This is a genomic window from Xylanibacter sp., from assembly GCF_057607445.1.
Window position 1 is genome coordinate 72385 of the sequence record NZ_DBLZAX010000009.1, and the last position, 12378, is coordinate 84762.

The 12378-nt window shown below is 40.1% G+C and carries 7 protein-coding genes and 1 pseudogene; 3 read left to right on the forward strand and 5 right to left on the reverse strand.

Annotation, left to right across the window (positions count from 1 at the left end; all coding sequences use genetic code 11):
• Positions 1 to 63: 63 nt before the first annotated feature.
• The 3 genes and pseudogenes from ACZMIG_RS08480 to fucI all read right to left on the reverse strand — a co-directional run bounded on the left by ACZMIG_RS08480 (position 64) and on the right by fucI (position 5515).
• Positions 64 to 2263 (reverse strand): annotated as a pseudogene (locus ACZMIG_RS08480) (alpha-amylase family glycosyl hydrolase).
• 9 nt (positions 2264 to 2272) lie between these two features.
• Positions 2273 to 3160 (reverse strand): ACP S-malonyltransferase, encoded by an 888-nt coding sequence (gene fabD / locus ACZMIG_RS08485; protein WP_021854594.1) that lies wholly within the window; start codon positions 3158 to 3160, stop codon positions 2273 to 2275.
• Positions 3161 to 3739: 579 nt separating this feature from the next.
• On the reverse strand, positions 3740 to 5515 hold the full coding sequence (gene fucI / locus ACZMIG_RS08490) for an L-fucose isomerase (protein ID WP_125104391.1): 1776 nt from the start codon (positions 5513 to 5515) through the stop codon (positions 3740 to 3742).
• Between the two features lie 438 nt (positions 5516 to 5953).
• On the opposite strand from fucI, the gene ACZMIG_RS08495 reads away from it, so the two are divergent.
• The 3 genes from ACZMIG_RS08495 to ACZMIG_RS08505 are packed head-to-tail and all read left to right on the forward strand — an operon-like array spanning position 5954 to position 9231.
• A complete protein-coding gene (locus ACZMIG_RS08495; RefSeq protein WP_053398108.1) occupies positions 5954 to 7024 on the forward strand; it encodes a mannose-1-phosphate guanylyltransferase in 1071 nt (356 codons plus the stop codon).
• Between the two features lie 21 nt (positions 7025 to 7045).
• Complete coding sequence (gene gmd / locus ACZMIG_RS08500) at positions 7046 to 8131, forward strand: GDP-mannose 4,6-dehydratase (RefSeq protein ID WP_021854598.1); 1086 nt, start codon at positions 7046 to 7048, stop codon at positions 8129 to 8131.
• Between the two features lie 2 nt (positions 8132 to 8133).
• Positions 8134 to 9231, forward strand: a complete 1098-nt coding sequence (locus ACZMIG_RS08505; protein WP_021854599.1) for a GDP-L-fucose synthase family protein — start codon at positions 8134 to 8136, stop codon at positions 9229 to 9231.
• 232 nt (positions 9232 to 9463) lie between these two features.
• Here the strand turns inward: ACZMIG_RS08505 and xylA are convergent, their stop codons facing one another.
• Both xylA and ACZMIG_RS08515 read right to left on the reverse strand, forming a co-directional pair.
• Positions 9464 to 10780 (reverse strand): xylose isomerase, encoded by a 1317-nt coding sequence (xylA, locus tag ACZMIG_RS08510; RefSeq protein WP_021854600.1) that lies wholly within the window; start codon positions 10778 to 10780, stop codon positions 9464 to 9466.
• 54 nt (positions 10781 to 10834) lie between these two features.
• Positions 10835 to 12334, reverse strand: a complete 1500-nt coding sequence (locus tag ACZMIG_RS08515; RefSeq protein WP_021854601.1) for a xylulokinase — start codon at positions 12332 to 12334, stop codon at positions 10835 to 10837.
• Between the last annotated feature and the right edge of the window lie 44 nt (positions 12335 to 12378).

Sequence of the window (12378 nt, forward strand, 5' to 3'; positions counted from 1 at the left end):
GATGTGTCCATATTTGGGCACATCTTTTTTATATTTAAGACTTACAAAATCGCGAAAGATTATTTATTGCACAATTTTAAATCTTATACGGAAAGTATGTTTCTCTTCATCCCAATTAGTTCCTAGAATTTCAAATCGGCCAATTTGAGACGTAGAACGCACATGCTTACCGATACACGGGCATATATCATAATCGCCAATACGGACTAAACGCAATATTTCAGACGCATCTTCCGGCAGCCTGTCAAGCGACACTCCCTCAGGCACATTATCACGATTGACAAACTCGAAACTTACAGGCAAGTCCTCATCGATAAGCTCATTCATCTTCCTCTCAATATCACGTTCCTCATGACGGGAAGGCTTATGGTCAAGAACATAACTTATCTTACTTTTTTTGCGCTCAATATGAGCATTAGTTGACCGCTCACAACCAAACATTCGTATCATTGTCTGATTGAGAAGATGTTCTGCAGTATGTGCAGGTGGAAATTCTTCCTTATTGTGCGCATTCAAAATATAATCTTCTGCCATGGCATTAATTTATGAACTGATAGAAAGATGTATGATATAATGATTTCTATACTAAAAATTTATATATCCGAGCTCCGTATGCAGGAATATTTAATTCTACAGCAGAATCTGCCTTAAATGGCAGCATAACAGTGTCGCCTGTGAGCAAATCAGTTGCATTGACAGATTTCTCTGCCATCTGCATATAATCAAATGCATGCCTGGGTATATTTACGCCACATGTAACATCTGAATCTGAGAAATTAACCACAACAAGCAACACCTCATTATCTGCCTTTCTAAGAAAAGCATACTGACGATGAGAATCAAAAATGTCACTTTTAGGATTCACATACATCAAATCAAAAAACATGCCTTCACTCACAGCCTTTTCCTTCTTGGCTATATTAAGAATGGCTGAATAAGCCTTTTCCAGACGTTTTTCATCTGATGTAAGCTTACGTCTGTTCACATACCCATTGTAAAGAGATGCAACCGTCCAATAATCGAATATCGTAGTGCGTCCATCCAAACCGCTAAATCCCTCCTTGTCCATACCACGTTCGCCAAACTCCTGACCGGCATATAACATAAACGGATTGTTGTAGAGCAAGGCACTTACAACAACAGCCGGCAAAGCCTTGTATGCATTACCAGAAAGGAAATCACTGGCCAAGCGCTGTTCGTCATGGTTCTCAAGGAAATAAAGCATATGCTCCTTTATATCGTCAACAGCCTGCCACTGGTAAGTTATGTCTGAAGCAGCACTTTCTCCGCGGATGACTCTGCAAAGGCAATCATACATGCCGACTTTGTCATAAAGATAGTCGAAACCGCTCCCCAAATAGCTCCTGTAAAGTGATGGATTATATACCTCGCCAATAAACACTATATCAGGATAATCTGTCTTTATCTTACCAATACACCAATACCAGAATTCGGAAGGCACCATCTCAGCCATATCACAACGGAAGCCGTCAACACCTTTAGCTGCCCAAAACGAGAGTATATCTCTCATTTTATGCCATGTATCTGGCACAGGAGCGAAATGATAAGAACGGCCACCTGCATCACAATAATCAATACCGTAGTTTAATTTAACGGTTTCATACCAGTCGTTAATACCAGGATGATTATCGAAATGGTCATTTCCGGTAGCCTTGGCAGGATATTCACTATATGAATCATCTGCTTCACCTTTTAAATCAAAATATGGAGCGAAGCTCTCATTAGGGCAATAATAGAAATTATTATCAGGATAAAACCCTTTGTTAACATCATCTGTCTCACCAAAGTCCTTCACCCCATCAGGCTTCTTTACCGATTTATATTGGCGTGCAACATGATTTGGCACAAAATCGATAATAACCTTAAGCCCGGCCTTATGGCTGCGCTGCAGCAAAGCCTCAAATTCTTCCATACGCCTGTCAACATCATCAGCCAAATCCGGGTCGATGTCATAATAGTCGACAATGGCATATGGTGATCCTGCCCTACCCTTAACTACAGCAGGATGCTGGCACGGGATGCCAAATGCAGAATAGTCTGTTTTAGAAGCATGACGTATAACACCTGTATACCAGACATGTGTTACACCGAGTTTTTTTATACGTCTTAATACCGAATCGTCAAAAAAACTCATCTTTCCGCAGCCATTTTCGGCAAGAGTTCCATTTTCAACGCAATTATATGAACGGTTGCCGAAAAGGCGCGTAAAGATTTGATATATAAGTATCTTATGATGTTTCATCATTGCTGTTTATGCAATGCCATGAGCTGAAACATTTTTGTCGATACGGGCAATCATTCCCTGCAAAGCCTTGCCGGGTCCGCACTCAGTAAAGTCGTCGGCACCATCAGCAATCATGTTCTGAACACACTGAGTCCACTTTACAGAACTTGTAAGCTGTGCAATAAGATTGTTCTTTATCTCAGCAGCATCAGTATGAGGCTTAGCGTCAACATTCTGATATACAGGACATTTAGGCTCGCTGAATTCTGTTGCCTCAATAGCTGCCTGAAGTTCGTCTTTAGCCGGCTGCATAAGAGGAGAATGGAAAGCGCCTCCGACCTTCAGCGGAAGAGCACGCTTAGCTCCTGCTGCCTTAAGCTTCTCACAAGCTTCATTTATAGCTTCAATATTACCACTTATAACGAGCTGTCCAGGACAGTTAAAGTTTGCAGGAACACATACATGTCCCTCCTTGTTTACTTCGGCACAAATTTCCTCTACCTTTTCATCAGGAAGACCTATTATTGCAGCCATTGTAGAAGGAGCAGCATCACAGGCCTTCTGCATTGCCATTGCACGAGCATAGACAAGCTTAAGTCCATCCTCAAAGCTCAATGCACCGGCAGCAACGAGAGCAGAGAACTCTCCGAGAGAGTGACCGGCAACCATTGAAGGAGCAAAAGCATCACCCATGCACAATGCACTGATTACACTATGAAGGAATACTGCAGGCTGAGTTACCTTTGTCTGCTTAAGTTCTTCATCTGTTCCGTTGAACATGATGTCTGTTATCTTATAACCGAGAATGTCATTAGCCTTGTCAAAAAGTTCTTTTGCCAATGGATTACTCTCGTACAGGTCTTTGCCCATACCTACAAACTGTGCTCCCTGTCCGGGAAAAACAAATGCTTTCATATTTTTAAATATTTACTATTTGTAATTTGCGGTGCAAAGTTAACACATTTTCTGCACACATGCAAATGATGACATGTCATAAATCTGACAATCAGCGATTTATAATGACTTTAGCTTACATCATAACAGAAATATGAGTTATATTAAAATAGTGACAAACAAAACATTATGATTTTACAACGCTAATTCACTGATTTATGAACGAAAATTCATTGGATTACCGTTATCAAATCAATGGATTTCATCCGAACATATATAACATTGACATTCAAGCAGTTACAAAAGGGCATGTTTCATACGGCAAAAGGCGGCAAATTGAAGGCAGAAAGACGGCATTTTACACTGCGAAAGGACACATATCAGATAAAACGCATACAACGTACAGCTTTGAAAACAGCATGGTAGCTACAATATGTATATATACGGACAAAATCAATTGCACATGCATAACGTTCCGGCAACCAATAAGATATAACGGCCATAAAATTCATAAAATGCAGAAACCTACATGAAAAAGAGCGGAAACGTACAAAGTCCGTTCCCGCTCCCTCTAATGATACTTTCTCAACCTATAAAAAATTATTTATAAAGAGGTCCGAAGTTGGCACATGCCCTGAAATCGGCTCCTTCCTTATCCATGCCGAAAGCATTCCATGTTGCAGGACGGAACACTTTGTCGTCATCAACATTATGCATACAAACTGGTATACGGAGCATAGACGCAAGAGTGATAAGGTCTGCACCTATATGACCATAAATGATGGCTCCATGGTTTGCCCCCCAGTTATTCATAACAGAATAAACATCCTTGAAGGCAGGTTTGTCACAAAGACGCGGCACGAACCATGTAGTTGGCCAAGTCGGGTCTGTACGCTTGTCTATTATCTTATGTATTTCCGGATCGATGTCTACCGTCCATCCTTCAGCAAGCTGAAGCACCGGTCCGAGTCCCTTTACAAGGTTAAGACGTGCCATAGTTACAGGCATGCCACCTTTTGACAAGAAGTTAGAAGAGAAACCTCCACCACGGAAATAATCACGGTTTGCCGGATACCAAGTAGTAGCAGAAAGGCATGCTTCAACCTCTTTGTCTGTAAGTTCCCAATGATGTTTCATCACAGGATTTCCGTCTGCATCACAACACTGGCCTGTTCCGTCCAAAGTTGTGGCACCAGAGTTTATAAGATGTATAATACCTCCAGAAGCTCGTCCGCTAAGTTCTTTACCCGTAACACGCTTAACAGCCTCTGGACTCCAATATGTCCTGACATCAGAGAATATAGCGCTGCGGTTTGTCAGCAAATGCTCTAACAGCATTGTCAGACCATTGCATGTGTCATTTTCTGTTGCAAACACGTAAGGCTCGCGTATACCATTCCAGTCGAACGACGTATTTAGCATTGCCTCAGAGAAATCACCATTAGGCTTATAGTCTGTCCATTGTCTTTGTCCCTGGAAACCTCCGGCTATAGCATTATGGCCCAATGCCTCTTCCTTAAATCCGGCCTCTAACAGCTTCTCGTTGCCAGTCATCAAGTCTCTGAATATCATTGTCATCTTTGTGACAAACTCCCAGTCGGCATCCTTTTCCTCACGGTTCTTTTTCTTGACATCTCTATTTCCAATGTCTTCACCCTCATTTGGAACACAATATTTCTTAACCCATTCAATGGCCTTCTTGTATTCATCCTTATCATAGATGCCTTCGTCCATACGACGCAGAATTTCAGTCATATCCACTTGTTCTGCACGTATACCAAGATATTCCTGCATGAAATCAGCGTTGGCAATACTTCCTGCAATACCCATAGCTACATTTCCGATAGACAGATAAGACTTGCCGCGCATGGTTGCTACAGCCTGAGCGGCGCGCGCCCAACGTAATATCTTCTCAGCCACGTCAGCTGGTATTGTATTATCATCCAAGTCCTGCACATCGTGTCCATAAATACCAAATGCAGGAAGTCCCTTCTGAGCATGAGCAGCAAGTACTGCAGCAAGATAAACTGCTCCCGGACGCTCCGTACCGTTGAATCCCCATACGGCTTTCGGCCAATACGGATGCATATCCATTGTTTCTGATCCATAACACCAGCATGATGTAACGGAAATTGTGGCCCCCACACCATTATTTTCAAACTTCTCTGCACATCGTGCTGCCTCAGCTACGCGACCTATCGTACCGTCTGCTATGACGCATTCAACAGGAGTACCGTCTCCGTTTTTTAAGTTATTAGAGATAAGTTCTGCTACAGCTTTTGCCAAATTCATGGTCTTTTCCTCAAGACTTTCTCTTATTCCGCCTTGACGGCCATCAATAATTGGACGAATTCCGATTTTTGGATAGTTTTTCATTATATATCAGGTTTTGTTATTAAAATAAGCAAAAGAACTTCACCTAAAATAAAAATATTATCTTTATTAAGTGCTTGTTTGGCGACAAAGATAAGAAATACGACAATAACCAATCATTGTTTTTTGATAAACCTACTTAGAATTAGCACAGATAAAACACAAATAAACCTTAATAGCAATAACATTTATTAACAACAGGCACATCTATCTACTTAAACAAAAGAAATATCAAAATAGCATAAAATACAGAAAATAAGCAATATACGACGTTTTAAAGTACATCAGTAAAAGACTAGTCTTCAAAATAAGCGCCAGTTTAGAATTATGGCAGCAAAGACATTATTCGTATGTCAAATAGTGTTTTTTTTCAAAAACCTTCTTTTGTATCTAATTTTTTAGTACTTTTGCCTTAGTTATAATTTTTACATTATTTAATTTATGGCTTATAATAATAATCACTTAGTCATAATGGCTGGCGGGGTTGGCAGCCGTTTTTGGCCAATGAGTACAACAGAAAAACCCAAACAGTTTATAGATGTATTAGGAGTAGGACGCTCCCTGCTACAACTAACATTCGACAGATTCAAGGGAATATGTTCTCCTGAAAACGTATGGGTTGTAACAAACCGCAGCTATAAAGACTTAGTTTTAGAACAACTGCCGGAAATTCCGGTTACCAACATTTTATGTGAGCCATGCAGACGCAACACTGCTCCATGTATAGCATACGTGAGTTGGAGAATAAAATCCAAAGACCGTAATGCCAATATTGTTGTCACACCAAGCGATCATATAGTTACAAATTGCGAAGAGTTTAAAAGAGTCATATCTCAATGCCTCAAATTCACTAGTGAAACAGATGCGATAATAACTCTTGGAATGAAACCTACGCGCCCGGAAACAGGTTATGGATATATTCAGGCTGACCTGTCGTCATGCTCTCCACGGAATAAAGAAATATTCAGAGTTGATTCTTTCCGAGAAAAGCCAGACTTAGAAACAGCAAAAAAATATATCCAAAACAAAAGTTATTTCTGGAATGCAGGAATATTCATTTGGAGCGTCAACACTATCGTAAATGCTTTCCGCATTTATCAGCCTGCAATAAGCAAAATTTTCGAAAGCCTGCAGCCTGTATATGGCACTCCTAAAGAGCAGGAAGAAATCGACTTAAGATTCCCTGAGTGCGAAAACATATCGGTTGACTATGCAATTATGGAAAAAGCCGAGGAAATATTCGTATGTCCCGCTGATTTTGGCTGGAGCGATCTCGGCACATGGGGCTCATTGCTTGTTCAAACAAAAAAAGATCTTTACGGCAATGGAGTCATTGGAGAAAATGTCTCGCTTTTTGATACCCACAACTGCATCGTACATACTCTAGACAAAAAGAAAGTAGTTATTCAAGGACTAGACGGATACATTGTTGCAGACGACGGAAACAAGCTTTTAATTTGCAAGTTGTCTGAAGAACAGCGTATAAAACAATTTTCAAGCGACAATAAATAATTAAAGACACAAAAGATTAAAATGGAAAAAAAGATTGCATTAATTACCGGTATAACCGGTCAGGACGGTTCTTTCCTTGCCGAATTTCTAATTGAAAAAGGATACGAAGTTCATGGACTGCTCCGCCGTTCGTCTTCATTCAATACCGGACGTATTGAACATCTATATCTGGATGAATGGGTAAGAGACATGAAGAAATCAAGACTTGTAAACCTGCATTGGGCTGATATGACCGACTCGTCATCATTAATACGTATAATTGCAGAAATCAAACCAACCGAAATATATAATCTAGCGGCACAAAGTCATGTTAAAGTTTCTTTCGATGTTCCAGAATATACAGCAGATACAGATGCTGTAGGCGTATTAAGACTGCTTGAGGCAGTACGCATTTGCGGACTAGACAAGACATGCCGAATATATCAGGCTTCTACATCTGAACTTTATGGAAAAGTTCAGGAAGTGCCGCAAACTGAAACAACCCCATTCTACCCCCGATCTCCGTATTCTGTAGCCAAGCTCTATGGTTTCTGGATTATGAAAAACTACCGCGAAAGCTATAATATGTATTGTTGCAATGGTATTCTTTTCAACCATGAAAGTGAACGCAGAGGAGAAAACTTCGTTACAAGAAAAATAACTCTTGCAGCCTGCCGTATTGCTCAAGGATTCCAGGACAAATTGTATCTCGGCAATCTTGATGCACAACGAGACTGGGGATATGCACGCGACTACGTTGAATGCATGTGGCTCATTCTACAGCAACCAGAGCCGGACGACTTTGTCATTGCTACAGGAGAAATGCACACTGTAAGAGAATTCTGTACATTAGCATTCAAAGAAGCAGGCATAGAACTCCGTTGGGAAGGTGAAGGTGTCAACGAAAAAGGTATTGACACCAAGACTGGCAAGACAATAGTTGAAGTTGACCCAAAATACTTCCGCCCGTGTGAGGTAGACCAACTATTAGGAAATCCTGCAAAGGCAAAAAAGATTCTCGGATGGAATCCAACAAAAACATCATTCCATGAATTAATAAGAATAATGGTACAACATGATATGAAGTTTGTGAAAAAACTCTATATCAAAGCACAAATGGCAGAATAAAGATGTTAGACAAAAATACAAAAATATTCGTTGCAGGCCACCACGGACTAGTGGGGTCTGCAATTTGGAATAATCTTAAGCAAAGGGGGTATAACAATCTGGTTGGACGCACGCATAAGGAACTAGACTTACTTGACCCAGTTGCTGTTAAAAGATTTTTTGACGAAGAACGTCCTGAAGCTGTAGTGTTAGCAGCTGCACATGTTGGAGGCATCATGGCCAACCTTAATTACAGGGCAGACTTCATCTATCAAAATCTTCAAATACAACAAAATGTCATTGGCGAAAGTTTCAAGCACAATGTTAAAAAATTGTTGTTCTTAGGAAGTACATGCATTTACCCAAAAATGGCACAACAGCCCATGAAGGAAAATGCCCTGCTGACATCTGAACTTGAATACACAAACGAGCCATATGCAATAGCAAAGATTGCGGGTTTAAAAATGTGTGAAAGTTTCAGTCTGCAATATGGATGCAATTACATTGCAGTAATGCCGACAAACCTATATGGTCCAAACGACAACTTCCATCTTGAAAATAGTCATGTTCTGCCTGCTATGTTACGTAAAATTTATTTGGCAAAATGCCTTAACGAAAACAATTGGGAAGCTGTTCGTAAAGACTTAAACTTAAGACCTGTTGAAGGAGTATGTGGACAAAACACGAATGAGGAAATACTAAATATTCTTGATAAATTCGGAATAACGCCACAGGCCGTAACATTATGGGGCACAGGAAGTCCAATGAGAGAATTTCTCTGGAGTGAAGAAATGGCAGACGCAAGCGTTTATGTTTTATTAAACGTAGATTTCAAAGACACATACTCGCCTAATGATAAAGAAATCAGAAACTGTCACATTAATGTCGGCACCGGCAAAGAAATAAGCATACGTGATGTTGCAGAAAAAGTAATGCATGAAATTGGCTTTAAAGGACAACTATTATGGGATGCGACAAAACCAGACGGAACTCCAAGAAAGCTTACAGATGTTACAAAACTGCACAATCTTGGATGGCATCATAAAATAGAGATAGATGAGGGCATCCACAAGCTTTACGAATGGTACAAACTAGGAATTTGCATCAATCATAAAAACTGAATTTATAAATAGCCATATTTCCTTATAAGGAATAAGTTTACCAATATAGATTGGCAAGACAATAGGTAGAAACAAAATAAAAATCCATATCAGCACTGAATGTTGATATGGATTTTTTCTTTGCGGCTGTCGTCTATTTAGACAAGTGAACTTATCTACAATGACATTAAATACGCCAAAAGATTTTGTGCAGCCGTTTTATATCGTCTGCACAAATCTATTAATTCAATATTTATTTGCAATACCAGCTAACAATAGTTTCATACAACTCCTGCTTGCCAGAAGTCTGCTTTGGCTCACCCTTCTCTTTTGCATATGCTACAATATCCTCAAGAGAAAGTTTGCCTTCTTCAAATTCCTTACCCTTACCAGAATCGAATGAAGAATAACGCTCCTTAACCATGTCACAAATTGGAGAGTTCTCAATCAGATTTGCTGCATTCTCCAAAGCACGGGCCATAGCATCCATTCCGCTGATATGAGCAATGAAGATATCCTCTGGATCTGTTGAATTACGACGCAATTTAGCATCAAAGTTAGAACCACCGTTTCCTAATCCGCCATTACGAATAATCTGCATCATTGCCTGAGTAAGCTCCCAGTTATCAATTGGGAACTGGTCTGTATCCCATCCGTTCTGATTATCACCACGGTTAGCATCAATGCTTCCAAGCATACCATTGTCAACAGCAACAGCAAGCTCATGCTCAAATGTATGACCTGCAAGTGTTGCATGGTTTACCTCAATATTAACCTTGAAATCTTTTTCAAGACCATGTGCACGGAGGAATCCGATAACAGTTTCTGTATCAACATCATACTGATGCTTTGTCGGTTCCATTGGTTTAGGTTCAATCAAGAATGTTCCTGTGAATCCTTTTGAGCGAGCATAATCACGAGCAGCTTTCAGCATATTTGCAAGATGCTCTTTCTCACGCTGCATCTGAGTGTTCAAAAGGCTCATATAGCCTTCGCGACCACCCCAGAATACATAGTTAGCACCTCCAAGCTTTATTGTTGCATCAATAGCGTTCTTTATCTGCACAGCGGCACGTGCAACAACATCAAAGTCAGGATTAGTTGCAGCACCATTCATGTATCTCTTATTACCAAAAACGTTTGCAGTACCCCACAGCAATTTGATATTTGTGCCCTTCATCTTTTCAAGAGCATAATCAGTGATTGCCTTCATACGAGCTTCATATTCCTCGATAGTCTCACCCTCGTCAACCAAGTCAACATCATGGAAGCAGAAATATTCTATGCCAAGTTTGTCCATTATTTCAAATCCGGCATCCATCTTGTCCTTAGCACGCTCAACTGCATCAGCTTTTTCATCCCATGCATATGTACGTGTTCCGCCACCAAACTGGTCACCGCTTGCTGCGCCTAATGTATGCCACCAAGCCATTGCAAACTTCAACCAATCTTTCATCTTCTTACCCATTATTACTTTTTCAGCATCATAATAATGATAAGCTAAAGGATTATTACTATCCTTACCTTCAAATTTAATTTTTCCTATCTGCGGAAAATACTCTTTTACCATAACCGTTATTTATTAATTTATTAAACCTAAATAATTATATCTCGAAATTACTAATCAATGATTAATTTGTTGCAATAAAGTCTCTTTCCATAATGAATAAGCCTGCAAATATTCTGCACGTCGTTTTTCATCCGGCTCTATAACAGCCAACTTCTTCAATGTAGCAAAAGCTTCATCATGATCTTTATATATGCCACAACCCATACCGGCTCCCTTGGCAGCTCCTACACTTCCGTCTGTTTCATAAAGTTCTATTGTAGCGCCACTAACTCCAGCTAAGGTATTACGGAACAACTCACTTAAGAACATATTGGCTTTACCTGCATGTATTTTATGTATATCCATACCCATCTGCTGCATTACCTCCATACCATAACAGAAACTGAAGACAATACCTTCCTGTGCTGCACGCATCAGGTGGGCTTTGCCATGCTTGTTGAAATTTACGCCATGGATAGAGCAGCCGATCTCTTTATTCTCAAGCACACGCTCAGCTCCATTACCAAAAGGAATGATTGTTATTCCATCACTTCCTACCGGAACACTTGCCATCATATCATTCATATCTGAATATGAAATTCCTTCAGGTGCAACATTACGGCGCATCCAAGCGTTTAATATTCCTGTTCCATTAATACACAACAAAACGCCAAGACGTTCCATATCCTTTTGGTAATTAACATGGGCAAAAGTATTAACTCGACTCTTAATGTCATAATTAGCTTCGCCCAAAACGCCATAAACGACACCTGAAGTACCAGCTGTAGACGCGATTTCACCCGGATTAAACACATTAAGGCTAAGAGCGTTATTAGGTTGATCACCCGCCCTATAACTAATAGGTGTTCCTGCCTTCAAGCCTAATTCATTTGCAGCGGCCTCTGAGACTTCGCTCTGAATACTAAACGTCGGCACAATGTCAGCAATTAAGCTTTCATCAAAGCCGAAATAATCCAACAGGAATTTTGCAACTTTTTTATTCTTAAAGTCCCATAACATGCCTTCACTCAATCCGCTGATGGTAGTATTAATAGTACCGCTCAGTTTCATTGCGATGTAATCACCAGGCAACATTATCTTATATATCTTCTCGAACAGCTGCGGTTCATTCTCTTTCACCCATGCAAGCTTAGAAGCCGTAAAATTACCCGGCGAATTAAGCAAATGGCCAAGACACTCTTTGGGTCCTATATTTTCAAAAGCTTTTTCACCATAAGGCACAGCTCGAGAATCACACCAAATTATAGAAGGCCTCAATACATTCTGATTCTTATCAACACACACAAGGCCATGCATCTGATAAGATATACCAATTGCCTTAATATCTTCACCTTTAACAGATGAATCTGCCATAACCTTTTTCAAGCTGAGTTTTGCATTATCCCACCACATTTGAGGATCTTGTTCAGCCCAACCAGATTTCACGGCTATGATAGGTGCTTCCTTTTCTGGATAAAATGCTGATGCGACACATACGCCGCTATCTGAATCTACTAAAGATGCCTTTACTGAAGAGCTTCCGACATCAAAACCTAACAAATATCTACCAGACATAATAAAAATACTTTTTATATTAAAGACGATTTAGAAATGCATTT

What these genes read in the sequence shown, in the direction of transcription:
- fabD (WP_021854594.1), bottom strand. Translation starts at nt 3,160, where the DNA reads ATGAAAGCATTTGTTTTTCCCGGACAGGGAGCACAGTTTGTAGGTATG.
- fucI (WP_125104391.1), bottom strand. Translation starts at nt 5,515, where the DNA reads ATGAAAAACTATCCAAAAATCGGAATTCGTCCAATTATTGATGGCCGT.
- ACZMIG_RS08495 (WP_053398108.1), top strand. Translation starts at nt 5,954, where the DNA reads ATGGCTTATAATAATAATCACTTAGTCATAATGGCTGGCGGGGTTGGC.
- gmd (WP_021854598.1), top strand. Translation starts at nt 7,046, where the DNA reads ATGGAAAAAAAGATTGCATTAATTACCGGTATAACCGGTCAGGACGGT.
- ACZMIG_RS08505 (WP_021854599.1), top strand. Translation starts at nt 8,134, where the DNA reads ATGTTAGACAAAAATACAAAAATATTCGTTGCAGGCCACCACGGACTA.
- xylA (WP_021854600.1), bottom strand. Translation starts at nt 10,780, where the DNA reads ATGGTAAAAGAGTATTTTCCGCAGATAGGAAAAATTAAATTTGAAGGT.
- ACZMIG_RS08515 (WP_021854601.1), bottom strand. Translation starts at nt 12,334, where the DNA reads ATGTCTGGTAGATATTTGTTAGGTTTTGATGTCGGAAGCTCTTCAGTA.